Source organism: Zhihengliuella flava, assembly GCF_015751895.1.
GTDB lineage: Bacteria > Actinomycetota > Actinomycetes > Actinomycetales > Micrococcaceae > Zhihengliuella > Zhihengliuella flava.
This window is the reverse complement of the sequence record NZ_JADOTZ010000001.1, coordinates 2,657,213-2,682,917: the sequence shown is the minus strand read 5'-3', so window position 1 is coordinate 2,682,917 and position 25,705 is coordinate 2,657,213. Positions and strand designations below refer to the sequence as shown.

20 protein-coding genes are annotated in these 25,705 nt (G+C 64.0%); 9 read left to right on the top strand and 11 right to left on the bottom strand.

Going from position 1 to position 25,705, the window contains the following annotated elements:
• Window positions 1–48: 48 nt before the first annotated feature.
• Window positions 49–1,827 (top strand): 2-oxoglutarate dehydrogenase, E2 component, dihydrolipoamide succinyltransferase, encoded by a 1,779-nt coding sequence (sucB, locus tag IW252_RS12300; protein ID WP_196836822.1) that lies wholly within the window; start codon window positions 49–51, stop codon window positions 1,825–1,827.
• Between the two features lie 123 nt (window positions 1,828–1,950).
• Window positions 1,951–2,307: a hypothetical protein gene (locus IW252_RS12295; RefSeq protein WP_196836821.1), complete on the top strand. Its 357-nt coding sequence runs from the start codon at window positions 1,951–1,953 to the stop codon at window positions 2,305–2,307.
• Between the two features lie 95 nt (window positions 2,308–2,402).
• Here IW252_RS12295 and IW252_RS12290 read toward each other — a convergent pair whose 3' ends face one another.
• Window positions 2,403–4,001, bottom strand: a complete 1,599-nt coding sequence (locus IW252_RS12290; RefSeq protein WP_231366005.1) for a serine/threonine protein kinase — start codon at window positions 3,999–4,001, stop codon at window positions 2,403–2,405.
• Between the two features lie 102 nt (window positions 4,002–4,103).
• Here IW252_RS12290 and lipB point away from each other — a divergent pair, with 102 nt between their 5' ends.
• The 3 genes from lipB to IW252_RS12275 are packed head-to-tail and all read left to right on the top strand — an operon-like array spanning window position 4,104 to window position 6,505.
• Window positions 4,104–4,802, top strand: coding sequence for a lipoyl(octanoyl) transferase LipB (gene lipB, locus IW252_RS12285; protein WP_196836819.1), 699 nt, complete (start codon window positions 4,104–4,106; stop codon window positions 4,800–4,802).
• Complete coding sequence (gene lipA / locus IW252_RS12280) at window positions 4,799–5,734, top strand: lipoyl synthase (protein ID WP_196836818.1); 936 nt, start codon at window positions 4,799–4,801, stop codon at window positions 5,732–5,734. The genes lipB and lipA overlap by 4 nt, the downstream gene beginning before the upstream one ends.
• A 12-nt stretch (window positions 5,735–5,746) precedes the next feature.
• On the top strand, window positions 5,747–6,505 hold the full coding sequence (locus IW252_RS12275) for a DUF4191 domain-containing protein (RefSeq protein ID WP_196836817.1): 759 nt from the start codon (window positions 5,747–5,749) through the stop codon (window positions 6,503–6,505).
• Between the two features lie 79 nt (window positions 6,506–6,584).
• Here IW252_RS12275 and IW252_RS12270 read toward each other — a convergent pair whose 3' ends face one another.
• The gene (locus IW252_RS12270) at window positions 6,585–6,917 is read right to left on the bottom strand and encodes an RDD family protein (protein WP_331271537.1); all 333 of its coding nucleotides are present in this window, start codon (window positions 6,915–6,917) and stop codon (window positions 6,585–6,587) included.
• A 308-nt stretch (window positions 6,918–7,225) separates the two neighbouring features.
• On the opposite strand from IW252_RS12270, the gene glnA (IW252_RS12265) reads away from it, so the two are divergent.
• Window positions 7,226–8,650: a type I glutamate--ammonia ligase gene (gene glnA, locus IW252_RS12265; protein ID WP_196836816.1), complete on the top strand. Its 1,425-nt coding sequence runs from the start codon at window positions 7,226–7,228 to the stop codon at window positions 8,648–8,650.
• A gap of 263 nt (window positions 8,651–8,913) precedes the next feature.
• Here the strand turns inward: glnA (IW252_RS12265) and IW252_RS12260 are convergent, their stop codons facing one another.
• From IW252_RS12260 to glnA (IW252_RS12250), 3 genes are all read right to left on the bottom strand, one after another.
• Entirely contained in the window at window positions 8,914–10,665 is a 1,752-nt protein-coding gene (locus tag IW252_RS12260; protein ID WP_331271536.1) for a BCCT family transporter, read from the bottom strand.
• Between the two features lie 201 nt (window positions 10,666–10,866).
• Entirely contained in the window at window positions 10,867–13,869 is a 3,003-nt protein-coding gene (locus tag IW252_RS12255) for a bifunctional [glutamine synthetase] adenylyltransferase/[glutamine synthetase]-adenylyl-L-tyrosine phosphorylase (protein ID WP_196836814.1), read from the bottom strand.
• Between the two features lie 5 nt (window positions 13,870–13,874).
• Window positions 13,875–15,215 (bottom strand): type I glutamate--ammonia ligase, encoded by a 1,341-nt coding sequence (gene glnA, locus IW252_RS12250; protein WP_196836813.1) that lies wholly within the window; start codon window positions 15,213–15,215, stop codon window positions 13,875–13,877.
• Between the two features lie 242 nt (window positions 15,216–15,457).
• Between glnA (IW252_RS12250) and panB the strand changes: the two genes are divergently transcribed.
• Window positions 15,458–16,294, top strand: coding sequence for a 3-methyl-2-oxobutanoate hydroxymethyltransferase (gene panB, locus IW252_RS12245; protein ID WP_196836812.1), 837 nt, complete (start codon window positions 15,458–15,460; stop codon window positions 16,292–16,294).
• 37 nt (window positions 16,295–16,331) lie between these two features.
• Here the strand turns inward: panB and IW252_RS12240 are convergent, their stop codons facing one another.
• The gene (locus IW252_RS12240; RefSeq protein WP_196836811.1) at window positions 16,332–16,508 is read right to left on the bottom strand and encodes an SPOR domain-containing protein; all 177 of its coding nucleotides are present in this window, start codon (window positions 16,506–16,508) and stop codon (window positions 16,332–16,334) included.
• Window positions 16,509–16,613: 105 nt separating this feature from the next.
• Between IW252_RS12240 and map the strand changes: the two genes are divergently transcribed.
• Window positions 16,614–17,489 carry a type I methionyl aminopeptidase gene (gene map, locus IW252_RS12235; protein WP_231366004.1) on the top strand — a complete coding sequence of 292 codons (876 nt, stop codon included), beginning with the start codon at window positions 16,614–16,616 and terminating at the stop codon, window positions 17,487–17,489.
• A 60-nt stretch (window positions 17,490–17,549) separates the two neighbouring features.
• The gene (gene ppgK / locus IW252_RS12230; protein WP_196836810.1) at window positions 17,550–18,350 is read left to right on the top strand and encodes a polyphosphate--glucose phosphotransferase; all 801 of its coding nucleotides are present in this window, start codon (window positions 17,550–17,552) and stop codon (window positions 18,348–18,350) included.
• Between the two features lie 120 nt (window positions 18,351–18,470).
• On the opposite strand, the gene nrdR is transcribed toward ppgK, so the two are convergent.
• From nrdR to lspA, 5 genes are all read right to left on the bottom strand, one after another.
• Entirely contained in the window at window positions 18,471–18,959 is a 489-nt protein-coding gene (nrdR, locus tag IW252_RS12225) for a transcriptional regulator NrdR (RefSeq protein WP_196836809.1), read from the bottom strand.
• Window positions 18,960–19,104: 145 nt separating this feature from the next.
• The gene (hisD, locus tag IW252_RS12220) at window positions 19,105–20,478 is read right to left on the bottom strand and encodes a histidinol dehydrogenase (RefSeq protein WP_196837263.1); all 1,374 of its coding nucleotides are present in this window, start codon (window positions 20,476–20,478) and stop codon (window positions 19,105–19,107) included.
• 79 nt (window positions 20,479–20,557) lie between these two features.
• The gene (gene dnaE, locus IW252_RS12215; protein ID WP_196836808.1) at window positions 20,558–24,118 is read right to left on the bottom strand and encodes a DNA polymerase III subunit alpha; all 3,561 of its coding nucleotides are present in this window, start codon (window positions 24,116–24,118) and stop codon (window positions 20,558–20,560) included.
• Between the two features lie 10 nt (window positions 24,119–24,128).
• The gene (locus IW252_RS12210) at window positions 24,129–25,061 is read right to left on the bottom strand and encodes an RluA family pseudouridine synthase (protein WP_196836807.1); all 933 of its coding nucleotides are present in this window, start codon (window positions 25,059–25,061) and stop codon (window positions 24,129–24,131) included.
• The gene (lspA, locus tag IW252_RS12205; RefSeq protein ID WP_408065774.1) at window positions 25,062–25,673 is read right to left on the bottom strand and encodes a signal peptidase II; all 612 of its coding nucleotides are present in this window, start codon (window positions 25,671–25,673) and stop codon (window positions 25,062–25,064) included.
• Window positions 25,674–25,705: the final 32 nt, after the last annotated feature.

Below are 25,705 nucleotides of genomic sequence, written 5' to 3'. Positions count from 1 at the left end.
CCACCACCACGATCACAAGATTCACGCCCATAGGAGGACGGGGACAACATGTCTGAAACCGTAAATCTGCCCGCTCTCGGTGAAAGCGTCACCGAGGGAACCGTGACTCGCTGGCTGAAGGCTGTCGGCGATCGCGTCGAGGTCGACGAGCCGCTTGTCGAGGTCTCGACTGACAAGGTCGACACCGAGGTACCTTCCCCGGTGGCTGGCGTCATCGAGGAAATCTTTGTTGGCGAAGATGAAGAGGCGGAAGTTGGCTCCCCGCTCGTGCGCATCGGCGATGGCTCGTCCGGCAGCAACGATGAGGGCTCCGCCGAGGAAACCGCCGAAGAAGAATCCGCTGCGGAGGAGACTCCTGCTGAAGAGCCCGAGGCCGATGAGGCTCCGGAATCGGATTCGGAGAAGGCGACGGAGTCACCGAAGGAGGACTCGTCGTCCGCGAGCGGCGACGCCACCGAAATCACCCTCCCGGCGCTCGGCGAATCCGTCACCGAAGGTACGGTCACGCGGTGGCTGAAGGAAGTCGGCGACGACGTTGCCGTCGATGAACCTCTGCTCGAGGTCTCCACGGACAAGGTCGACACCGAGGTCCCCTCCCCGGCCGCGGGCACGCTGCTGGAGATCAAGGTCGGTGAGGACGAGACCGCCGAGGTCGGTTCCGTGTTGGCCTTGATCGGCTCCGGTGCATCGTCCACGGACGAGGCGCCGAAGCAGGAGGCGCCGAAGGAAGAAGCTCCTCAGAACGAAGCGCCGAAGGAAGACAAGTCCGAGGCGGAGCAGAAGCCGTCGCAGGACTCCGCCGCTGACACGTCGGAGGAGAAGCCGGCCGAAGCGCCGCAGCGCGAGGACAAGCCGGCGGCGAAGCAGGAGAACTCCCCGTCGGCCGAGACCCCCAGCGCCGACGGTTACGTGACGCCGCTGGTCCGCAAGCTGGCCAATCAGAATGACATCGATCTGAGCACGGTTAAGGGCACCGGCGTCGGTGGGCGCATCCGCAAGCAAGACGTTGAGGAAGCCATTTCGGCGAAGAAGTCCTCCGCGGCGTCCACTCCGGCGGCTGCAGCGGCACCGAAGTCGGCCGCCCCGGCGGCTGAGGCTTCTTCGCTGCGCGGGACGACGGTTAAGGCTCCGCGTATCCGTCAGGTCATCGCCAGCCGCATGCGCGAATCGCTGGATGTCTCGACGCAGCTGACGCAGGTTCAGGAAGTCGATATGACGCGCGTAGCCAAGCTGCGCTCGAGCGCCAAGGCCAACTTTAAGGCCGTCAACGGCACCAACTTGACCTTCCTGCCGTTCATCGCCAAGGCGGTGACCGAGGCGCTGAAGCAGCACCCGAAGCTCAACGCTGAATACGACGAGCAGAAGCAGGAGATCACCTACCACGGTTCCGAGCACCTGGCCATCGCGGTGGACACCGAGAAGGGCCTGCTGGTTCCCGTCATTCAGGATGCTGGTGATTTGAACATGGCGGGCCTCGCCGGCAAGATCGCCGACGTTGCAGCCCGCACGCGCGACGGCAAGATCGGTCCAGATGAGTTATCGGGCGGCACGTTCTCGATCACGAACATCGGCTCGGTGGGCGCGCTCTTCGACACGCCCATCATCAACCAGCCGCAGGTCGCCATTCTCGGCACGGGTGCCATCGTCAAGCGCCCCGTCGTTGTCACCAACGACGAAGGCGATGACACGATCGCCATCCGCCACATGATGTACCTGTCGCTGACCTATGATCACCGACTGGTCGACGGGGCCGACGCAGGCCGCTTCCTGCAGACCCTCAAGGCGCGGCTGGAAGGCGGCGCCTTCGAAGGGGAGCTCGGCCTCTAAGCTACGCTCTCCAAACAGCCCGGGGCGAGGACACCACTACGTGTCCTCGCCCCGGGCTGTTGTGCATTGGTGACCATTGGCGCACTTTTCGACACGTCGTCGAAAACCCGTAGAATAGGGCGCATGGATTTCCTTCATTCGCTTCTTCTCTTCTTCCATATTTTGGGTGCCGCGGCCCTGGTCGGTGGATGGCTGGCAGCCTTCAAGACGCCCACGGTTGGGCGCTGGCAGTTCATCGGTGCTTGGGTGCAGCTGGTCAGCGGACTCGCGCTGACAGGCCTCGCGGAGATGAACGCGACGGCGGATGATCCGGTGAATCACGCCAAAATTGGCGTCAAGCTCGTGCTCCTGATCGCCGTCCTCGTGGCCGCGATCATCGGCCGCAAGAAGATGGCGAAGGGCGAAGACGTCTCGAAGGGCATCGCTCACACGGTCGGTGGCTTCTCCCTCATCAACGTGGCGCTCGCGATTTTCTGGTAAAACACCGCACGGCCTCGGTCCGGTGGCCGCCTTGTTCGAGATGACGCTCGAGGAAGGCAGCCACCGTCATGTGAGGCGACCGGCCATGTTGGGTCCTAGGCTGGATCCTCCGCCGTCAGACTCGAGATTTTCCAGCCCGCACCGTCAGTGCGCACTAAGGTGACCGTGAGGTCTTGCCTCGTCGTCCCCGACACGTCCTCCACTACCTCACCGTCCTCAGTCATCACTCGATACGCGGACAGGCGACCGACGGCCTCGACGACCTGCGTCGCGGCGTTTGCGGACGCCACAGAGTCCACTTCCATGGACAATTGCAGGCCCTGATAGACCTCGCCGCGCAATTCCAGCGCCTCGATCACCTCGATGTCCGGCCGAGCTGCGGCGTCATCGATGTATACCTCGTCCAGGGCATCCGAATTTCGATTCACTAATGCTTCGGCGCGCTGCATGGCGAGGTCATTGAGCACCGCTTCCGTCCGCGCTCGAGTAGCAGCCGCTTCGTCGCCTCCTGGCAGCTGAGCCGCGGACGGTTCCCGTCCGTGCGGGTTGCCCATGGCCCGGCTCGTTCCCGCGGCCGGTTGCCCTGCGCGCTCACTCGCTGATTCGAACCCCCAGTACAGCGCACCAGCGACGATCGCGACCAGCGCGCCGCCGAGGAGGATCCCGCGACGCTTCCAGTGCGGCGCGTGCTCACCGACGCCCCGTGCGCGCCGGGCCTCGAGCCTCACACGCGGACTCACTCCACGGCGGATCCCTCGCTGTGGGCGCCAACGAGCGAACCGAGTGGAACCCCGGCGTCGCTTGGCGCGGCGGTGCGCTGGCGTCACGGCGGACGTCACGAGCCGTGCCAGCCCCCGGGCGTCCGCGGACGCCCGAAGGTCCAGGGGTTCGGGGTTTCCGAGCGCAAAGATGTCGCGCCAGAACTCAGCCGCGCTCGGCCGCTCGTCTGGGTCTTCTGCCAAACCTCGCTCGATGAGGTCGACGGCGGCAGCGGGGACATCTTGGCGCAGGCCCGGTAGAGGGGGACGGTGAAAGGTGGGCTCGGCCGGATGACCGGTCAGCAGGAACCAAGTCACACCAGCCAGCGAGTACACGTCCGCACCTTGCCGCCGGCGCGGATCATCCACCGCAGATTCATCGTGGAGCTCGGGCGCCATGAATCCCTCGGTACCGGCGCGCTGGCCGCGCCGGCCCGGAAGTGCGGCCAATCCGAGATCAACCAGCTGGGGCCGCCCATCCGCAGTGAACAGGATATTGCCCGGCGAAATGTCGCCGTGACTCACCCCCTGCCCGTGGAGGTATGCCACCGCCGACGCGATAGGGGCCACGACCGTGAGCACCTCGCCTGGAGAGAGCCGGTCCGAGTGCCGCACCAGAGCTTCCGCGGTGCCACCCGGTAAATACTCCATCAAGAGCCCTTGGCCCTGGTCGCAGCGCCCCCAACCGAGCTGAGACACCAAGTGGTCGTGCTCGAGACCTGACATCAGGTCACCTTCGTGCCGACGTGGCTGTCCGGAGTCCTCCGCAAGAACCTTCAGCGCCGCCTCACGACCGTCGGCGCGATCAACGAGGTATACGCGCCCCGAGCCTCCGGCGCCGAGGGCTCTCGGGTGACTCACGACTTCGACGCCCCCGTGTAAGACGGCGTCAAATCGTGCCGATTCTTGGCATTGCTGCGAGCCTCTTTCGTTCATAAGTCTTTTGTAGCCGGTTTTATGACGTGCTGCAGGAGTTATCCACAGGCGACGCGCGACCACGAGTAGCATCGACTCGCGACGCGGCGTACGCTGACCACCATGGCTCTGACGTTTCGCACCTTGGGCTTGGCGCCTTCCTTCGTTGACTACCGCGAATGCTGGGATCTTCAACGCGATCTGCACCAGCGAGTGGTCGCGGAAGAGGCCGCACCGGAGGTGCTTCTCCTCGAACATGCTGCCGTGTATACGGCTGGCAAGCGCACCGAACCGCAAGATCTCCCCCGAGATGGCACGGACGTGGTCGACGTCGACCGCGGCGGCAAACTCACCTGGCATGGTCCCGGTCAGTTGGTGGCGTATCCCATCGTTCCCTTGGCGGATCGCTCGGCCGTCAAGGACTACGTCTGGCGCCTTGAGGAGGTACTGATCAACGTCGTCGCGCACTATGGCATCGACGCCACACGCGTCGACGGCCGCGCTGGGGTCTGGGTCCGCGGCGATCGCGGCGCGCAGGATCGAAAGATCGCCGCCATCGGGATCCGCGTGCTGCACGGCGTGACGATGCATGGCTTTGCGCTGAATTGCTCGAACGACCTCAGCGCCTACGGCAACATCATCCCCTGCGGAATCACGGACGCTTCGGTGACGACGATCAGCGCTGAAGCCCACCAACACATCACCCCGGCCGACGTCGTCAGCCACGTCAAGAAGGAATTCGAACGGCTGCTACCAGCAGCCATCGGCACGACGGCGGAGAACCACACCGCCACATCCTCACATCAGGGAGTACTTGCATGACTTTGGCACCAGAAGGCCGCCGCCTCCTGCGGATTGAACAGCGCAATGCGTCCACCCCCGTCGAGAGAAAGCCGGATTGGATCAAAGCGAAGGTCAATATCGGCCCGGAGTACGTGGAGCTGAAGAACCTCGTCAAATCAGAAGGCCTACACACGGTCTGTCAGGAGGCGGGCTGCCCCAACATTTTCGAATGTTGGGAAGATCGGGAGGCGACCTTCCTGATTGGCGGTTCAGCGTGTACGCGTCGGTGCGACTTCTGCCAGATCGATACCGGCAAGCCCCAGCCGGTGGACCGAGCCGAACCCTTCAAAGTTGCCACCAGCGTGAAGAAGATGGAGCTGCGGTACGCGACGGTGACAGGCGTGGCTCGCGACGACTTAGAGGACGAGGGCACGTGGCTCTACGCCCAAACGGTGCGGCAGATTCACAAAATGAACCCAGACACGGGCGTGGAGCTGCTGATTCCAGACTTCTCCGGCAAGCCCGAGTACCTCGATGAAATCTGTGACTCGGCCCCAGAGGTTTTCGCCCACAACGTGGAGACCGTTCCGCGCATCTTTAAGCGGATCCGCCCCGCGTTCCGGTACGAGCGCTCGCTCGACGTACTCGCTCACGGTCGCCGGCGCGGCATGATCACGAAGTCGAATCTCATCCTCGGCATGGGCGAGACGCGGCAAGAGATCACTCAGGCCTTGCAGGACCACTACGACGCCGGGTGCGACCTGATCACGGTCACCCAATATTTGCGCCCCACGGAGCGCCACCTCCCCGTGGACCGCTGGGTGAAGCCTCAAGAGTTTGTCGAAATTAAGCAGGAAGCCGAAGAGATGGGCTTCCTAGGCGTCATGAGCGGCCCGTTGGTGCGTTCGTCCTACCGCGCAGGCACCTTGTGGCGGGAAGCCATGGAGAAGAAGGGCCGCGCGATCGCGTAGAATTGAGCCATTATGGCCAACACCTCCAACAGCGCATCCGCAGATGAGCCGCAGAAGCGCGGCCTGTTCAAACGCAAGCCGAAGCCCGAGAAAGCGAACAAGGAGCCCGGACGCCTGAAGCAGATTGCTCAGGTGTTCAAGATGACCCGCCGGCACGACCCGAGCGTCGTGTGGTGGATGGCTCTGGTCTTCCTGGGCGTCGTGGCCGTTGGCCTCGTCATCGGCCTGCTCATCAATAACTGGGTCACCCTGCTGCTGATCTCCATTCCGATCGGCCTCCTCTTGGCGACCATCGTTCTCTCGCGGAAGGCTGAGACGGCCGCCTTCGCCCAAATCGAGGGTCGACAAGGCGCCGCTGGGGCCGCCATGAGCACGCTCAAGCGCGGCTGGAACGTCAAAGAAGAGCCCGTTGCGGTGAGCCCGCGGACGCAGGACCTAGTCTTCATGGCGATCGGCAAGCCGGGCGTCGTGTTGGTGACCGAGGGGCCTTCGGGCCGAGTCAAGCCCCTGGTGGAGGGCGAGCGGCGCCGCATGTCTCGCGTATTGCCGAACGTACCCATTCACGTGATCAATGCTGGGTCGGCCGATGGCCAGACGAAGCTCGGCGACGTCGCCAAGACCATGAAGAAGCTGCCGAAGAAGCTGGATAAAGCCGCTGTTCACCAGGTCGACCGCCGCCTGAGCGCGCTCGGCACGGGCAAGCTTCCGGTCCCGAAGGGCATTGACCCGATGCGCGCCCGCCCGGACCGCCGCTCCTTGCGCGGCCGGTAGGTCGCACCCTTCCCATTTGTGTCGAGGGCCTCCACGGATTTCCGTGGAGGCCCTCGATGCGTTCGTCGGGGTGGTGCCCCTAGCGCGTACGCACCAAAATCGTCTGCCGGACCCTGTCCTGCAATCCCCGCTGGTCCGCGTCGGAGAGGAGAGCCGGGATCACGAGGCACACCAGCAGCGTGCGCACCACACCGTCCACAGGCTTGACGGCTGTTCCATCAAGGCGCTGCACCTGCATGCCCATCACTCGGTGCCCCACGGTGTGGCCGGTCACCGAGACGAAAACCAAGGTCATGGCGGCAAAGATGGCGAGATTAGCCACGGCATCGGCGTTAAAAAAGAGGAAGGAGACGAGCATGGCTAGCCCCCAGTCGATGAAGAGCGCGACGACCCGTGGCCCAATCCTTGCCACGCTGCCGGGTCCATATTCTGGACGCCCCAGTCGCTTGCCCGGCCACCCACCAGCGTGCAGCTGCGGCGGCCCCTCGAGCCATGATCCAATATCGCGTCTTTCCACGGTTTAAATGCTACCGCGTCGCCGTCCACCATAAGCCGCCCCTTAAGGTGCAGCGCGGCAACTCCCCACGGTGTAACACCACGGAAACAATTGGGACACCAACGAGTAACGGCGAATAGTTAAGGTTGCTACTAATTTCGGGGCCGATTCCTCGAGACGCGGAGCCCCGTGCCCGCGCCCAGGCACACAAGGAGCAGTTCTAGATGTTCAAGAATCCGGACGAAGTCCTCAAGTACATTGCCGACGAAGACGTGAAGTTCGTCGACATCCGATTCACCGACCTGCCCGGTGTCCAGCAGCACTTCAACGTGCCAGCCAAGACGGTCGACGCCGATTTCTTCGTCAACGGCCAGCTGTTCGATGGTTCCTCGATCCGCGGTTTTCAGGGCATTGCCGAGTCGGACATGCAGCTGATCCCTGACGTGAGCACTGCCTTCGTCGATCCATTCCGCGTCGAGAAGACGCTGGCCATGAATTTCTCGATCATCAACCCCCGCACGGGCGAGCCGTACCACCGCGACCCGCGCGGCGTCGCCGAGCGCGCCGAGGCCTACCTCGCCTCCACCGGCATCGCCGATACTGCGTTCTTCGCTCCAGAAGCCGAGTTCTTCATCTTCGAGAACGTCCAGTACGAGTGCGCTCCGCAGGGCTCCTTCTACAAGGTTGACTCCATCGAAGCAGCTTGGAATTCCGGCCGCGCTGACGAAGGCGGCAACCTGGGTCACAAGACCCCCGTCAAGGGCGGCTATTTCCCGGTCTCCCCCACCGACAAGCAGGCCGATATTCGCGATGCCATCTGCGTCGAGCTGGACCAGGCAGGCCTGGAAGTCGAGCGCAGCCACCACGAGGTGGGAAGCGCCGGTCAGGCGGAAATCAACTACAAGTTCAACACGCTGACCCACGCCGCTGATGACATCTTGAAGTTCAAGTACATCGTCAAGAACGTGGCGGATGCCTTTGGCAAGTCGGCCACCTTCATGCCGAAGCCGATCTATAACGACAACGGGTCCGGCATGCACTGCCACCAGTCCCTGTGGTCCGATGGTGAGCCGCTGTTTTACGACGAGAAGGGCTACGCCAGCCTCTCGGATCTGGCCCGCTGGTACATCGGTGGCCTCCTGAAGCACGCCTCAGCGGTCCTCGCCTTCACGAACCCCACCGTGAACTCCTACAAGCGCCTCGTCAAGGGCTTCGAGGCCCCGGTCAACATGGTGTACTCGCAGGGCAACCGTTCGGCCGGCATCCGCATCCCGATCACGGGATCCAACCCGAAGGCCAAGCGTATCGAGTTCCGCGCGCCGGATCCCTCCTCGAATCCTTACCTGGCGTTCGCGGCCCAGCTGATGGCCGGCTTGGATGGCATCAAAAACCGCATCGAGCCCGCTGCGCCGATCGACAAGGATCTCTACGAGCTCCCGGCGGAAGAGGCCGCTGGCATTCAGGTGGCACCCGGGTCGCTGGAAGAAGCCCTCGAGGCTCTGGCCGAAGACCACGAGTTCCTGCTGGCCGGTGACGTCTTCACGGAGGACCTCATCCAGGCGTGGATCGACTACAAGACCGAGGTCGAGGTCAAGCCGCTGGCTGCTCGCCCCAATCCTTACGAGTTCGAGCTGTACTACAGCGTCTAATCGCTAGCGAGCTCTCAGCCGAATCCACTGAGCCCGTCGTGACCAGAGCGGTCGCGACGGGCTCAGTTGTCTCTCTGCACGCCGCTGTTGCGCGCGCAGGGCGGCACGCAGGTAGCCCCCCCGGCGGTGTCTGCGGGCGGGGTGAGCGCTCCCGCCAAGAGCAACACGGGGGTTCAATGAAACGGGTGGCCCGTTCTCCGCAAGACTGCGGAGAACGGGCCACCCGAATCGCGTTGGCTGACAATCAGCCGGGGACTTCCGTCCTACTTATCACGCGCTGCATTCGCAGCCTCGTCGGCCGCTACGGCCTCCTGCTCACTGGTGTTGGCCTCGAGCGTATGGATCTCGAACGGCTCGCCGTCGTACTTGTCGACGGCGGTGGCCACCGTATCGGTCAGGATGGCGTTGGCCAACTGGCCCTGCAGAACCATGGGATCGCGGGAAAGGTCCTTCCACAGCGAGACACACAGCAGCAGCATCACGAACAGGAACGGTAGTGCCGCCACAATTGTGATGTTCTTCAGGCCGTTCAGCGCGGCGGCCGGATCGTCTCCGCCGGCCAACAGCATGGCAGCGGCGACAGCGGCCACAGCGACACCCCAGAAGATGACGACGCGGCGGCTCGGCTCGATGACGCCGTTTTCCGACAACGTGCCCATGACGATCGACGCGGAGTCGGCACTGGTGATGAAGAAGATCCCGATCAGGACCACGGCCACCACCATCATGGCCACGGACATCCAATCCGGGACGCTCAGGTGCACCAAGAAGTCGAACAGGGCGGTATCGAAGTTCAAGTCCGGAGCGCCGTCGACCATGTTGACGATCGGCTCAATCGCACCACCTGACTGCTCGGCGCGTTGCTGAATGCCGATCGCGCCGCCACCCAAGACGGAGAACCAGATCAGCGAGATCACCGTGGGAACGACCAACACGCCGGTGACGAACTGGCGAATGGTGCGGCCGCGGGAAATCCGGGCGATGAACAAACCGACGAACGGCGTCCACGAAACCCACCAAGCCCAGTAGAAGATCGTCCAGGACGACATCCACGATTCGAGCGCTTCGCCGCCGGAGGCAGCGGTACGCGACGCCATGTGGGGCAGGTCTGCAATGAATGCTCCGATGGCGTTCGGCAGCACGTTGAGCATGAACAGGGTGGGGCCGCCAATGAAGATCAAAACGGCCAACAGGATCGCCAGGACCATGTTGGTGTTGGAGAGCATCTGAATGCCCTTGGCGACGCCGGACGCGGCCGAGGCCACAAAGCCGATCGCCAGCACCACGATGATGATCACCAGCAGCGAGGTACCGACCGACTCGACGAGACCCACGGACTGGATACCGCCGCCAATCTGGATGGCACCGAGGCCCAGCGAGCAGGCGGAGCCGAACAGCGTCGCCAGGATCGCCAGAATGTTGATGACCTTACCGCCCGCGCCGTTAACGGACTTTTGGCCGAAGAGCGGGACGAACATCGAGGAAAAGAGCTGGCTGCGGCCGAGGCGGAACGTGCCGTAGGCCAAGCCGAGGCCGACGATGGCGTACATGGCCCACGGGTACAGGCCCCAGTGGAACATGGTGGTGCCCATCGCGGTGAGCATGGCATCAGCGGTCTGCGCGTCGACTGTCGCGGGAGGCGGCGCCATGTAGTACCACAGCGGCTCTGCAACACCATAGAACACCAAGCCGATGCCCATACCGGAGGCGAACATCATCGCGATCCAGGATGAGGTGCGGAACTCTGGGCCCTCGTTGTCCTTGCCCAGCGGAATGGCGCCAAACTTGCTGGCGGCAACCACGATGACAAAGATCAGGAAGAACGAGGCGGCCACGACGAACAGCCAACCGAAGTTGCTGATCGTGCCGCCCAAGAGGGTGTCGGCAACGGAACTCAGGCCGGAGGGGCTTACGAAGCCCCACACAACAAAGGCCACAGCCAGCACTCCGGAGACACCGAAGATGACCTTGTCGATCCCCTTCTCCTTGTGCGGGCGCGGCTTGCGCTTCGTCACATCATTTAGTTTATGTAATAAATCTCTAGTGGTATCGGGTGAACTCATGAGTAATCCGCGCTCCCCCTCGCAGACGAAGGAGAACGCATTTCCTTCCACATGTAGGTGACCGAGGTCAGAACATGCCCACCCTACCCAACTGATGGCCGCCCGTGCACAAATTCGCGATTAATCACACAGGCGCCTGACAGTCCGAACCGCTCAGTCAAACCCGTAGAACTCCCGCTCAAAGACGTGCCGGGCTTGCCGCGTTGCCCGGCGATAGTCGCTTTCGAGCCGGGCACCACTGCCCTGCTCGTAACCGCACCAGCGGGCGACCGCCTCAAGATCTCCCCAACTTCGCGGCAGGACGTCGGCTGGCCGACCAGTCGCCACCAGAGTTGCGCTGCGGATCCGCGTGGCCAGCGTCCACGCAGAATCCAACAGGACGACGTCGTCGTGTGCCAACAGCCCGGACTCGCCTAGGGCGGCCAAAGCGTGCCGCGTCGACGGCGTGCGGATCTCCGCATGGGTCGCGCTGTGCTCCAACTGCAGCAGTTGGACCAGCCACTCTACGTCGCTGAGCCCGCCGCGCCCCAGCTTCACGTGTAGCGCAGGGTCCGCCCCGCGCGGGAGCCGTTCCGCTTCGACGCGCGCCTTAATCCGCCGGATTTCGCGCCGTTCGTCGTCCGCGAGTCCGCGCTCATAGCGAACTTCGTCGACGACGGTCATGAACTCGGCAGTGAGCGCAGCCTCGCCAGCCATCGGGCGCGCGCGCAGCAAAGCCTGCCGCTCCCAGGCGAGGGCCCACTTTGCGTAGTACTCCCGGTACGACTCGAGGGAGCGGACGAGCGCACCCTGGCGGCCTTCCGGGCGCAGCGCGGCGTCAACGGTCAGTTTGATTTCGGCTTGGACCGCGGGCTTCAGGGGCGACGTCAAGAGTTGACTGATCCGCGTCACGATGCGAGTGGCCTGCTCTTGCGCAGCCTGGGCGTCGGTGCCCACCCTCGCTCGATGCACGTAGATCACGTCCGCGTCGGATCCGTAGCTGATTTCCTCGCCGCCTTGGCGCCCCATGGCGATCACGACGACGTCAGTCAGGAGCTCGCCACGGCCGATCTCCTCTTGCTCTGCCACGGTCAGCGCTGCCTGAACGCATGCGGCGTCGGCGGCGGCCAACGAACGCCCCACCTCATCCACGCCGATGAGCCCGGCCCCTTCGGCCAGGGCCGTGCGGAGCATCTCACGCCGCCGGTTGATGCGCACCAAGCGCATGCCAGCCTCTGAATTGCCGTGCCGGCGCAGCTTCGCGGTGTTTTCGCGCCGTAGCTGCTCGGCGGACATGGGACGCAGCTCGTCGTCGTTTCCCAGCCAAGCCACGGACTCCGGCGAGACCTCAAGCCAATCCGTCAAGAGCCGTGACGAGGACAAGACCCGGCAGAGCCGTTCCGCCGCAGCGTTGGAGTCGCGCAACAGGCCCAAGTACCACGGGCTCTCCCCCAGGCGCTCGCTAATGCGGCGGAATCCGAGCAGGCCCGCATCCGGGCTGACCCCCTCAGCTATCCAGCCGAGCAAAACGGGAAGGAGCTGCCGTTGGAGCGAAGCCCTGCGGCTCACACCGGCGGTGAGCGCCTCAATATGGCGCATGGCCCCTTGCGGGTCGAGATAGCCAAGCGCGGCTAGGCGCGCCTGCGCCGCCTCCGGAGTCAGCCGCACCTCCTCAGTGCTGAGATTGGCGGCGGTGGCGAGCAGGGGACGATAGAAGATGCGCTCGTGCAGGGACTTCACTTGGCGTTTGCAGTGTTGCCATCGCTCGTGCAGCAGCTGCGCGGTGTGCTTCTTCACCGCGCCCGGCGGTTGGGCGGCCCGTGCCAGGGCGCGCTGTGCGGCTTCCTTGGCGGGCATGAGATGGGTTCGACGCAAGTGCACCAACTGGATGCGGTGTTCCAGCACCCGGAGGTATCGATAGGCCTGATCGAAGTCCATCGCGTCGATCCGGCCGATGTACCCCGCGTCGCTCAAGCGCGCGATCGCCGTCGTCGTGTCCCGCACCCGCAACGAGTGGTCCACGCGTCCATGCACCAGCTGCAACAACTGAACCGTAAACTCAACGTCGCGCAAACCCCCTGGGCCCAGCTTGATCTGGCGCGGCACCTCCCCGGCGGGAATATTGTCCGTGACCCGTCGGCGCATGCTTTGAACCGATTCGACGAAGCCGTCGCGTTCGGAACTACTCCAGATCATCGGCGCCACGGCCTCTTCATACGCCCGGCCGAGCTCAGCGTCTCCCGCGATCGGCCGGGCCTTGAGCAGTGCCTGAAACTCCCAGCTTTGCGCCCAGCGCTGATAGTACGCCAGGTGAGAATCTAAGGTGCGGGACAGGGCGCCGTCTTTGCCCTCCGGGCGCAGGTTCGCGTCCACTTCCCACAATCCGGGCTCGCTGGACGTGGCGTTGATGTTCTTGGCCAGGGCGCTGGCCAAGGCGCCCGCAATGTGCGAGGCGACGGACTCCTCCAGTCCGTCCGCCTCGTGGACGTAGATCACGTCGACGTCTGAGATGTAGTTCAGCTCACGCGCACCACACTTGCCCATACCGATCACGGTCAAACGGACCCGGGCGATATCCTCAGGATCGAAGTGCTCCGCGAGATCTTGACGGGCTACGGCGAGCGCTGCGTCCAACGCGGCCGAGGCGATATCAGCGAGTTCAGCTGAAACCGCAGGCATCTCCTCCAGCGGGTCGCGCGCGCAGAGATCGCGCAGCGCGATGCGTGTCAGCTCCATCCGATAGGCCCTTCGGAGGGCCAGAACGCCCTCGGGGCCAGCAACAGTGGCTATCCAGCGTCCGTCCGGTCCCGTGGCTCCGACGGCGGCCAGCGCGCGTTGGCGCAGCTGCGAAAGGGAACACTGCACGTCCTGTTCCTCGGAGACGACCGTCAGGGCTTCCGGGTGACGCAACAGAAATTCGGCCAGCGCCTCCGACGCCCCTAACAGGCGGAACAAGCGCAAGCGCGGCCCCGGCTGTTGAACAAGCTCTAAGACCCGCGGAACGCGTTCGGCCAACCGAACCAGGCTCAGCAGGGCCTGATCCGGATCGGCGGCCTGCGAGAGGCCCTCGATGAGGTGCTCGGGCGCGCAGCTCGTGAGTTCGTCGGCCGCGAGGAACCGGCGCGCACGCTCCACATCATCGAACCCGGCGGTAATGAAGTCGCGAGTCGAAAACACGAGGCTCAGAGGATGCCGAGGTACCGGTTGATCTCAAAAGGAGAGACGTTCTGCCGGTAGGCCGACCACTCGTCCCGCTTATTGCGCAAGAACGAGTCGAAGACTTGCTCACCGAGGATGCCGGCGACGAGCTCGGAATCCTCCATGACCCTAATCGCGTCGTGCAAGCTTCCCGGCAGCGGATTATGTCCGAGGGCCCGGCGTTCCGCGTTGGAGAGGCTCCAGACGTCGTCCTCGGCCGCCTCAGGAAGCTCGTATCCTTCCTGAATGCCCTTAAGCCCGGCCCCGAGGAGCACCGAATAGGCGAGATAGGGGTTGGCGGCAGAGTCGATCCCGCGGTACTCAATGCGCGCCGACTGGCCCTTGTTGGGCTTGTACAACGGCACGCGCACCAGCGCCGAGCGGTTGTTGTGGCCCCAGGAGAGGTGGCTGGGGGCCTCGCCTCCGCCCCAGAGGCGCTTATAGGAGTTCACGAACTGATTGGTGATCGCCGTGAATTCCGGCGCATGGTGCAGGATGCCGGCGATGAACTGCCGAGCTGTCTGCGAGAGCTGGTACTCATGCCCCGCCTCGAAGAAGGCGTTTGTGTCTCCCTCGAAGAGGGAGAAGTGCGTGTGCATGCCGGACCCGGCGTGCTCGGAGAAGGGCTTCGGCATGAAAGTCGCGTAAATCCCCTGCTGGAGGGCCACCTCCTTGATGACGGTGCGGAACGTCATGATGTTGTCCGCCGTCTGCAGGGCATCCGCGTAGCGCAGGTCGATCTCGTTCTGGCCAGGCCCGTTCTCGTGGTGGCTAAATTCGACGGAGATGCCCACGGCTTCGAGCATGGTGACGGCCTTGCGGCGGAAGTCTTGGGCGACGCCGCCGGTCACGTGATCGAAGTAGCCGCCCTGGTCCACCGGAACCGGATGACCGGAGGAGTCGAGGTCCTCCGACTCCAGCAGATAGAACTCGACCTCAGGGTGTGTGTAACACGTGAAGCCCATGTCCGCGGCAGCGGCCAGCTGCCGTTTCAAAACCTGACGAGAATCAGCGGGTGAAGGCGTACCGTCGGGAGTCAGGATGTCGCAGAACATGCGGCTCGTCGGCTCCACTTGGCCGCGCCACGGAAGGATCTGGAACGTGGAGGGGTCCGGCTGCAGCAGCATGTCCGACTCGTAGATCCGGGACAGCCCCTCGATGGAGGAACCGTCAAAGCCGAGCCCTTCCTCGAAGGCCCCCTCAACCTCCGCGGGAGCCAAGGCCACAGATTTCAGGGACCCGACCACGTCGGTGAACCACAATCGGACAAACCGGACATCGCGCTCTTCGATTGTCCTCAGCACGAATTCCTGCTGGCGGTCCACTGGGGCCTCCTTCCACGTCAACGATGCCCGCCCCAGCGGCAGCTGGCGCAGAACATCACCGGGCGGGCGCGCTTGCGCCCGCTGCCCGCGGCGTCGGCGCCGAACGGGACTACCGGTTTTACTGTACTCGTCAGCGCCTAGTATGCCGTGCACGTGTGACAGCCTTATTTCACGCTGCCCAGCGCGCCGTGACGCGGTGGATGCCCAGAGCGCGCCCCGACGTCGTGATCTAGGCTTGACTCATGACATCCGAGCAGAGCGCACCGTACAGCGCGCCCGCACCGGCGCGCATCCGCACGCATCACTTGGCGCAAGCCAAAGCCGACGGCCGTAAGTTCACCATGCTGACGGCTTACGACGCACTGATGGCGGAGATCTTCGACGCCACCGGGGTGGAGACGCTCCTCGTGGGCGATTCGGCCGCCAACAACATGATGGGCCAGTCGACGACGCTGCCGATCACCATGGACGAGATGATCGTGTTTGCTCGGTCCGTCACGGCGGGCGCCCGGCGGGCCCTTGTGGTCGTTGACCTCCCCTTTGGTTCGTACGAGGCTTCGGTTGAGCAGGCGGTCACCAGCGGCGTGCGCTTGATGAAGGAAGCCGGCGTCCACGCCGTCAAGCTGGAGGGCGGCGCGTTTTACGCGGATCACGTCCGCGCGCTGACCCGGGCAGGAGTCCCGGTCATCGGCCATATCGGCTTCACGCCACAAAGTGAGCACGCCCTCGGCGGCTACCGCGTCCAAGGCCGCAACGACGAGGCCGCGGCTGCTCTCATCGAGGACGCCCGCGCCCTTGAATCCGCTGGCGCATTCTGTGTGCTGATGGAAATGGTTCCTGCCAAGGCCGCACGTCGGGTCGACGAGGCCCTGACGATCCCCACCATCGGCATCGGCGCCGGTCCTGCCACGACGGGCCAGGTCTTGGTGTGGCAGGACATGCTGGGCTTACGCTCCGGGCGCCTACCACGCTTTGTGAAGCAGTATGCGGACCTGCGCTCCGTGGTGCACGACGCCGTCACCGCCTATCGCGAGGATGTTGCGTCGGCGTCATTTCCCAGCGACGAGCACTCGTTCTAGCGACAGGTTCGTGTAACATGCATCACTGGCGCCGCCGTTAGTCGGCGTCGGCGTCGTCCCACGCCTCGTTGCGTTCGCGGACCTTCTCGAGAGCTTTCTCGGCTTCCGCGCGCGTCTCGTAGGGGCCGATCAGCTGGGTCCAGTCAGACTGGGCTCCCTGCTCGACCTCGTGGGTCACGACGTTGTACCAGAAGTCACCGGTGGGCTTGCTCATCAGGTGTCCTTTCTTTGTGTTTCTCGCGTTGCGATGGTGCTCGCGTCACCTCTTGACCGCCACGATACTCGCCCGCGCGTGAGCCACACGGATAGGATCGGACGCATGGCCATTTCCACTGCTCCCACCGGACATTTGACCCCCGGCACACCGACCCCTTTGCGCACCGTTCCGGCGTCGATCCAACGCCCCGAATACGTTGGCAAACCGGCCCCGACACCCTACGAGGGTTCGGACGTTTACGATGCCGAGACCGTCGAGAAAATTCGTCACGCGTCCCGTATTGCTGCTGGCGCCTTGGACGCAGTTCGGGACGCCGTCGCCCCCGGCGTCACGACGGACGCCCTCGATCAGGTGGGGCACGAATACCTCCTCGATCACGATGCCTACCCCTCCACACTCGGGTACCGGGGCTTCCCGAAGAGCACCTGCACGTCCATAAATGAAGTCATCTGCCATGGCATTCCCGACACGACCCGCCTCGAAGACGGAGACATCGTCAACGTAGACATCACCGCCTTCGTGGGCGGGGTCCACGGGGATACCAACCGCACGTTCCTCGTCGGCGACGTCGACGAGGAATCGCGCCTGCTGGTGGAGCGCACCGAAGAGTCGTTGCGCCGCGCCATCCGAGCCGTCGCCCCCGGGCGTCAGTTCAATGTCATCGGCCGCACCATCTCCGCTTATGCGAAGCGGTTCGGCTACGGCGTTGTCCGTGACTTCACGGGTCATGGCGTCGGCAAGGCGTTCCATACGGGCCTGATCATCCCCCATTACGACGCGGCTCCAGCCTACGATCAGCTGATCGAACCGGGCATGGTGTTCACGATCGAGCCGATGCTGACGCTTGGCACGCACGAATGGGAGATGTGGGATGACGGCTGGACGGCCGTCACCAAGGACCGGAAGCGCACCGCGCAATTTGAGCACACCATGGTGGTGACCGAATCGGGCGCCGAGGTGCTCACCACCACCGCATAAGCTGGCGCTCGCACGCTAGAGGATCCCCGCACCCGCGGAATATAACCCCAGAGGAAGCAGATGGCCAAGGACACCACGAAGGATCAGCCGCGTACCGCGATCGGTATCGACATCGGCGGCACCGGCATGAAGGGCGGGATTGTCGACCTGGCCCAAGGCACGTTGCTCGGCGACCGATTCCGGATTCCCACCCCGAAGCCGGCCACGCCCGAAGCCGTGGCCGATGTCCTCGCCGAAATCGTCGACGAGCTCATGCTGCGTCAGGACGCTCCGGACCCCACCACGCCGATCGGTGCGGCCTTCCCGGCGATCATCGACGACGGTGTGGCGCGTTCCGCCGCCAACGTGGACAAGTCGTGGATCGATGCCGACGTGGACGGCATTTTCAGCGCGCGCCTTAACCGGGAAATCCATGTCATTAACGACGCCGACGCCGCGGGGCTGGCCGAGGCCCGGTATGGAGCCGGCCAAGGCGTCGACGGCTCCGTCCTGGCCATCACGCTTGGCACGGGCATTGGCTCCGCGATGCTCTACAACGGCTCCCTCATCCCCAATTTTGAGTTGGGGCACCTCGAACTCGACGGGCACGACGCGGAGACACGCGCCTCAGCCTCAGCCCGCGAGCGTGAGGACCTGCCGTGGGATGAATACGCGCAGCGACTGCAACGGTACTTTGAGCACGTCGAGTTCCTCTTCTCCCCCAAACTCTTTATCGTCGGGGGCGGCATCTCCAAGCGCGCCGAGGACTACCTGCCGCTCCTGAATCTGCGCACGCCCATCGAAGTGGCCAAGCTGAAGAACAACGCGGGGATCGTGGGCGCCGCCCTTCAGGCGGCACTGCACTTCAAACTCTTGGCGTAGCCATGGAAAGCACAACCGGTGGTGGCCTCGGCTTCCCCTCCGAGGCCACCACCGGATCCCATCACCGTCATGACCCGTGGTACTGCGGGCTGACGGAACTTTCCGGGCGACCGGACCCTGCTATTGGGCGGTCAGCGGGCGTTGCCTGCCCTCTGAACGCGCCGGCTCCTCACGCCGCAACTTCTCAATCGCCGCTTCGAAGTCTTCGAGCGATTCGAAGCCTTGATACACGCTTGCGAACCTCAAGAACGCGACCTGATCCAGCTGTTGCAGCGGCCCTAGGATCGCGAGGCCCACGTGATGGGCGTCGATCTCAGCGGTACCCGAGAGGCGGACCGCTTCTTCAACTTCTTGCGCGAGTACGGCGAGATCGTCATCGGTCACGGGGCGCCCCTGGCAGGCCTTCCGCACGCCGCTGATCACTTTGGAGCGGCTGAAGGGTTCGGCGACGCCGGACCTCTTGATCACTGACAGGCTGGCCGTTTCCACCGTGGTGAAACGGCGCCCACACTCCCCACATTGGCGGCGTCGACGAATCGATGAGCCGTCATCGGCCACACGGGAGTCGACCACGCGCGAGTCGGTGTGGCGGCAATACGGACAATGCATCGTCGCTTCCCTTCTCCGACTGCCGAGGCAGCTCTGGTTGTCTCTTTCCCCGAGTGATCTCTGTGGCAGGAACCGCGCCGTGCAGCGCGATGGCGTTCCTTCCCACCAGTCTAATCACATCAGTGTGATTCACCTACAGGTCGCGCTACTGCCCCACGCCGCGGACGAGGATCGCGTCTCCGTGAGCTGGAAGATCTTCGGCCCGCGCTAGGGCCACAACGTTCCGGGCCACGCCGCCCAGGGCATCCCGCGAGTAGTCCACAACCTGAATGGCTTTCATGAACGTGGCGACGTTCAAACCGGAGGCATGGGCCGCCGTTCCGCTCGTCGGCAGGACGTGATTAGAACCAGCGCTGTAGTCCCCCAAGCTGACGGGGCTGTAGGGGCCAACAAAAATGGCGCCCGCGGCAGTCACCCGCGCGGCCACCGACGAGGCTTGACGCGTCTGGATCTCCAGATGCTCGGCCGCATAGACGTCGCACACGGCGATCCCGGCGTCGAGGTCGTCTACGAGGACGATCGCCGATTGGGCGCCGGCCAGGGCCGTAACGACGCGCTCGTGATGCTTGGTGGTCCGGATCTGTTCGGTCAAGGCCGTGCTCACCCGGTCCGCTAAGTCCTCAGAGGCTGTCACGAGGACGGCGGCGGCGTGAGGATCGTGTTCAGCCTGGCTAATCATGTCGGCTGCCACAAAGTCGGCGTCCGCCCACTCATCGGCCAGAATCGCGATTTCTGTGGGACCGGCCTCCGCGTCGATCCCCACGACTCCTTTGACCAAACGCTTGGCCGTGGCCACGTACACGTTGCCCGGCCCCGTCACGACGTCTACCGGTTCGATCGATGCGGCCTCTCCGGAAGCCTGAGTCCCATAGGCGAACGCAGCCACAGCTTGGGCGCCGCCGATGGCGTGCACCTCCTCGATTCCCAAGAGGTGGGCAGCGGCCAGGATCGTCGGGTGCGGCAAGCCGCCAAATTCGCGTTGGGGTGGCGAGGCCAGCGCCAGCGACTGCACACCCGCCGCGAGGGCGGGCACCGCGTTCATCACCACCGAACTCGGATATACCGCGAGTCCACCGGGGACATACAACCCCACGCGCCGCACGGGCACCCAGCGCTGGGTGACCGTCGCACCCTCGCCAAAAGTCGACGTCGCATCGGCTGGGCGCTGTGCCTCGGCGAAGGTCTTCGCGCGGGCGATCGACTCTTCGAGCGCCGTCCGCACGGCGGGGTCGAGTTCGTCGGCGGCTCGCTGGAGCTCATCGGCAGCCACCCGCGTGGTGACTTGCGCGACGCCGTCGAACCGGTGCGCCAGATCGGCGAGCGCGGCAAACCCCTCGGTCCGCACCCTCCGAATGATGTCTTCGACGGCGGCCGACGCCGTCGAGGTGTCCTGTTCCGGGCGGGGCATCGCGGCTTTCAGCTCGGCACGGCTGAGGTGCCGGCCCGTCGCCGTGCGGCGCAGGTCAAGCGTGCGCACGGGGGCGCCATCGGTCAGCGGGGCAGGCGTCGCGTTGTCCATCACGTGGCCAGTTTACGTCCCCGACGCCGCGAAGACCGCCTCGCGAGAGACACATGTGACGCGCAAGGCACCCGAGTGGTCAGGCGTCCAGACAGGCTGGCCCCAGCAGCACCTTGAGGTCACCGAACAGGGCGGGATTGGGGTTGACGCGGAAGTCCGGACCCAACCGCATGACCTGCTGCGTCCGCGTTCCAGCGAGCTTGACCCGCACCTCGGTCTGCCCCGGGTGCGTTTGCAAAACCTGCCCTAGCTGCTGGACGACCTCTTCGGTGGCCTTGTGGCTGTGCATCGAGATCACCACGGGTCCGGCCAGTCCGTCCTCACTGATCTCCGGGATCGTCATTTCCTGAGCCGAAATACTGATGGCGCCGTCGTCTCGGCGCTGAAAACGTCCCTTGATGACGACGATGAGATCCTCAGCCAAAACCGACGCAATGGGGCCGTAGGCCTGCCCGAAGAACATCACCTCGATGGAACCCGACATGTCCTCAACCTCGCAGCGGGCATACGGATTGCCGCTGGTCTTGGCGATGCGGCGCTGCAGCGACGTGATCATTCCGGCGATCTTGACCACCTGACCGTCGTGCGGACCGTCCTCGCCGAGCAGGCTGTTAATGGGCATGTCGGCGTGCTGTTCCAGGACGCCGCCGAGTCCCTGAAGCGGGTGATCGGAGACGTAGAGCCCTAGCATGTCCCGTTCAAAGGACAGCTTGTCTTTCTTTTCCCACTCGGGAAGGTCCGGAATTTCAACGGTCAACGAGGACCCGGCATCGGCGCCGTCGAGCCCGCTGAACAGGTCGAATTGGTTGGCTGCCTCGTTGCGCTTGAGGACGACGACCGAATCGACGGCCTCCTCGTGAATCATGGCCAGCGACCGGCGGGTGTGCCCCATCTCATCGAAAGCACCAGCTTTGATGAGGGATTCGATCGTGCGCTTGTTGCAGACCACGGCCGGAACCTTCTGCAGGAAATCGCTGAACGACTCGTAGCGCCCTTTCTCCTCGCGGGCCGCCACCATGGCATTGACGACGTTCGTTCCCACGTTGCGGATGGCGCCCATCCCAAAGCGGATATCGCGGCCAACTGGCGTGAAGTTCAGTGCAGATTCGGAGACGTCGGGAGGCAGAACGGTGATGCCCATCCGACGGCACTCGTTGAGGTACATGGCCAGCTTGTCCTTGTCATCACCGACGGAGGTCAAGAGGGCGGCCATGTACTCAGCCGGATGGTGTGCCTTTAAGTAGGCCGTCCAATAAGAGACGAGCCCGTACGCGGCGGAGTGTGCCTTATTGAAGGCATAGTCGGAGAAGGGCAGCAGGATGTCCCACAGCGCCTTGATGGCCGCCTCGGAGAAGCCGTTGTCCACCATGCCCTGATGGAAAGCCTCGTACTGCTTGTCGAGTTCAGCCTTCTTCTTCTTACCCATGGCGCGGCGGAGAATGTCGGCTTGGCCAAGCGAGTATCCGGCGACCTTCTGAGCGATCGCCATGACCTGCTCCTGATACACGATCAGGCCATAGGTGGTATCCAGAATCTCCTGCAGCGGCTCTTCGAGTTCAGGATGGATAGGCGTAACGTCCTGAAGGCCGTTCTTGCGCAGTGCGTAATTATTGTGCGAATTTGCGCCCATGGGGCCGGGCCGGTACAGCGCGATGACGGCGGAGATGTCTTCGAAGTTGTCCGGCCGCATCAGGCGCAGCAGGGCCCTCATGGGACCGCCGTCGAGCTGGAAGACCCCGAGCGTGTCGCCGCGAGCGAGCAGGTCGTAGGCCGCCCGGTCACCCACATCGAGCGTTTCGAGGTCCAAGTCCTCGCCCTTGTTAGCGCGAATGTTTTCCACGGCGTCGGAGATGATGGTGAGATTGCGCAGGCCCAAAAAGTCCATCTTGATCAGGCCCAGGCCCTCACACGTGGGGTAATCAAACTGCGTGATCACCTGACCATCCTGAATCCGGCGCATGATGGGGATGACGTCGATCACCGGGTCCGAGCTCATGATGACGCCGGCGGCGTGAACACCCCACTGCCGCTTGAGGCCCTCGAGTCCCTTGGCGGTCTCGAAAACGCGGGCCGCTTCGGGGTCAGTGCCGATCAGCTCGCGGAAGTCCGCGGCTTCCCCGTAACGCGGTGCGTCCGGATTCTCGATGTCCTTGAGCGGGATGTCCTTGGCCATCACCGCTGGCGGCAAGGCCTTGGTGAGTTGCTCGCCCATGCTGAAGGGATAGCCGAGCACGCGGGAGGAGTCCTTCAGTGCTTGCTTCGTCTTGATGGAGCCATACGTGACGATCATGGCGACACGCTCATCGCCGTACTTCTCCGTCACGTACTTGATGACCTCCGGGCGGCGCCGGTCATCGAAGTCGACGTCGAAGTCGGGCATGGAGACGCGGTCCGGGTTGAGGAAGCGCTCGAAGATCAGGCCGTGGCGCAGCGGATCGAGGTCCGTGATGCGCATGGCGTAGGCGACCATCGAGCCGGCACCCGAGCCACGCCCCGGCCCCACGCGGATGCCGTTGTCCTTGGACCAGTTAATGAAGTCGGCCACCACGAGGAAGTAGCCAGGGAAGCCCATCTTGATGATGATGTCGAGCTCATAGTCCGCCTGCTTGCGCACATCGTCCGGGATCCCGTCCGGATACCGGTAGTGCAGTCCCTTGTCCACCTCCTTGATGAGCCAACTCGTTTCGTCCTCCCCCTCCGGGCAGGGGAACTTGGGCATGTAGTTGGCGTCCATGTCGAAGGAGACATCGGCGCGTTCGGCGATGAGCAGCGTGTTGTCGCACGCCTCGGGCAGTTCCGCGAAGATCTCCCGCATCTCCCGCGGGCTCTTGACGTAATAGCCACTGCCAGAGAAAGCAAAGCGCGAACCACCCTGGTCGTACGTCGGCTCGTTCAGGGTCGATCCGGAGTTAATCGCCAGCAGGGCCTCGTGTGCCTTGGCGTCGTGCTCGTGGGTGTAGTGCAAATCATTCGTGGCAACTAAGGGGATGTTGAGTTCCTTGGCGAGTCGCAGGAGATCCTTGGTGACACGCTTCTCGATCTCGAGCCCGTGATCCATCAACTCACAGAAGTAGTTCTCGGCACCGAAGATCTCGCGAAACTCACCAGCGGCCTGCTTCGCCTGCTCGTATTGGCCGAGGCGCAGCCTGACTTGTACCTCGCCGGAGGGACACCCCGTGGTGGCAATCAATCCTTCCGCATGATTGTTCAGCAGCTCACGGTCCCACCGCGGATACTTCCCCAGCGGAGAATCCAAAGAGGCCAGCGAGGACCCCTTGAACAGGTTGCGCATTCCCGTGTTGTTGTAGCTCAGCAACGTCATGTGGGAGTACAAGCCGCCGCCGGAGACATCGTCGCCGCGCTGGGATTCCTCGGTCCGCCACTTCACGCGTGTTTTATCGTGCCGCTCGGTACCGGGCGTGACATAGGCTTCGACGCCGATGATGGGCTTGATGCCGGCATTGGTGGCCTTGTTCCAGAAATCGAAGGCTCCGAAGAGGTAGCCGTGATCCGTGGTCGCGATCGCGTTCATGCCGAGTCGCTCGGTTTCCGCAAAGAGTTCGGGAAGGCGGGCTGCCCCGTCGAGCATCGAGTACTCGGTGTGCGTGTGGAGGTGGACGAAACCGTCTTGAGTAGCCATCCCCACCAGTTTAGGACGCCGGACTCAACCCGTCGCGCAGCAACTCCAATGACTGGTGCAGATCCACCGGATACGGCGCCTCATACTCCACCCATTCGCCCGTGACCGGATGCGGGAATCCGAGCCGATGCGCGTGCAACCATTGGCGCGTCAGGCCCAGAGCGGCGGCGAGCCGCGGGTCCGCGCCGTACGTCTGATCCCCGGCACAGGGGTGATTCAGCGCCGAAAAGTGGACGCGAATCTGATGCGTTCGCCCCGTCTCGAGGTGCACCTCAACGAGGCTGGCCCGGCCAAAAGCCTCCAGCACCTCATAGTGCGTGATGGACGGACGCCCGTCCTCAATGACCGCAAACTTCCAGTCGTGGCCGGGGTGCCGGCCAATGGGAGCGTCGATGGTGCCCTTGAGCGGATCCGGCAGGCCCTGTACCACGGCGTGGTACACCTTGGACGGTGTCCGGTCGCGAAAGGCCTGTTTGAGCGCTGTGTAGGCGCGCTCGGAGGTGGCAACCACCATGAGTCCCGACGTGCCGACGTCGAGCCGGTGCACAATACCCTGCCGCTCGGCGGCCCCCGACGTCGTGATGCGGTATCCCTCGGCGGCCAGAGCCCCCACGACCGTCGGCCCAACCCAACCCGGCGAGGGATGGGCGGCGACGCCAACGGGCTTGTTGATCACCACATAGTCCTCTGTGGCGGCAATGATCGAGAGCGCTTCCACGGCTTCTACCTTAACTTCGAGTGGATCCGGGCGTTCGGGGATGCTCACGTCGACGACCTCGCCGGGGACCAGCTTGCGAGACTTGGCCGCTGGCCGTCCAGCGACCCTGACGTGTCCTTCACGGCACAGGGTCGCCGCTTGGGTGCGCGAGATCCCGAGCGTATCGGCGACAAAACCATCTAGCCGGGAGCCTGCGTCGTACTCCTGAACGCTCAGCTGAGGCACTTACTCACCCTTCGTCCCCGTTTCCGCCGCACCGTCGGCGTCGGCGTCGGCGTCGGCGTCGGCGTCGGCGTCCGCTCGGGTTCCGTCCAGCGCGATGCCACGGAAGATCAGCAGACAGGCACCAATCATGGAGCACACCACGAACGAATCGGCGATGTTGAAAACCGCAAAATTCGGCAAGGCAATGAAGTCGACGACGTGGCCCATGCCAAACGATGGTTCACGGAAGAGTCGGTCAATGAGATTACCTGCGGCCCCGCCGGCGACACCACCGAGGGCGATGGCCCACGGTAAGTAACGCACCCGCACGGCAATCACGGCGATAAAGATGACGACGGCGGCCTGAAAAATCGTGAAAATCCAGGTGTATCCCGTGCCGATGGAGAAGGCCGCGCCCGGGTTGAGAATGTAATGCCACGACAGCACCGGGTCGATGACGGGGATCGATTCGCCGAGCTCCATCCGGCTCTCAACGATCCATTTGGTCAGCTGATCCAGCCCCACAGCCACGACAAACATGGCGATCATGACGCCGAGGCGGCGCGGTCGGGACGAGACCGCCGCCTGCTGAGGTGACGCTGACTCCACCAGGACCTTCTTTCCGGTTCGCATGCTTACTTAAACGAACGATCGGCGGCCGGAAG

Excerpts from the sequence above, each read along its gene's own strand:
- sucB (WP_196836822.1), top strand. The coding sequence starts at position 49 with ATGTCTGAAACCGTAAATCTGCCCGCTCTCGGTGAAAGCGTCACCGAG.
- IW252_RS12295 (WP_196836821.1), top strand. The coding sequence starts at position 1,951 with ATGGATTTCCTTCATTCGCTTCTTCTCTTCTTCCATATTTTGGGTGCC.
- IW252_RS12290 (WP_231366005.1), bottom strand. The coding sequence starts at position 4,001 with ATGAACGAAAGAGGCTCGCAGCAATGCCAAGAATCGGCACGATTTGAC.
- lipB (WP_196836819.1), top strand. The coding sequence starts at position 4,104 with ATGGCTCTGACGTTTCGCACCTTGGGCTTGGCGCCTTCCTTCGTTGAC.
- lipA (WP_196836818.1), top strand. The coding sequence starts at position 4,799 with ATGACTTTGGCACCAGAAGGCCGCCGCCTCCTGCGGATTGAACAGCGC.
- IW252_RS12275 (WP_196836817.1), top strand. The coding sequence starts at position 5,747 with ATGGCCAACACCTCCAACAGCGCATCCGCAGATGAGCCGCAGAAGCGC.
- glnA (WP_196836816.1), top strand. The coding sequence starts at position 7,226 with ATGTTCAAGAATCCGGACGAAGTCCTCAAGTACATTGCCGACGAAGAC.
- panB (WP_196836812.1), top strand. The coding sequence starts at position 15,458 with ATGACATCCGAGCAGAGCGCACCGTACAGCGCGCCCGCACCGGCGCGC.
- IW252_RS12240 (WP_196836811.1), bottom strand. The coding sequence starts at position 16,508 with ATGAGCAAGCCCACCGGTGACTTCTGGTACAACGTCGTGACCCACGAG.
- map (WP_231366004.1), top strand. The coding sequence starts at position 16,614 with ATGGCCATTTCCACTGCTCCCACCGGACATTTGACCCCCGGCACACCG.
- ppgK (WP_196836810.1), top strand. The coding sequence starts at position 17,550 with ATGGCCAAGGACACCACGAAGGATCAGCCGCGTACCGCGATCGGTATC.
- nrdR (WP_196836809.1), bottom strand. The coding sequence starts at position 18,959 with ATGCATTGTCCGTATTGCCGCCACACCGACTCGCGCGTGGTCGACTCC.
- hisD (WP_196837263.1), bottom strand. The coding sequence starts at position 20,478 with ATGGACAACGCGACGCCTGCCCCGCTGACCGATGGCGCCCCCGTGCGC.
- dnaE (WP_196836808.1), bottom strand. The coding sequence starts at position 24,118 with ATGGCTACTCAAGACGGTTTCGTCCACCTCCACACGCACACCGAGTAC.
- lspA (WP_408065774.1), bottom strand. The coding sequence starts at position 25,673 with ATGCGAACCGGAAAGAAGGTCCTGGTGGAGTCAGCGTCACCTCAGCAG.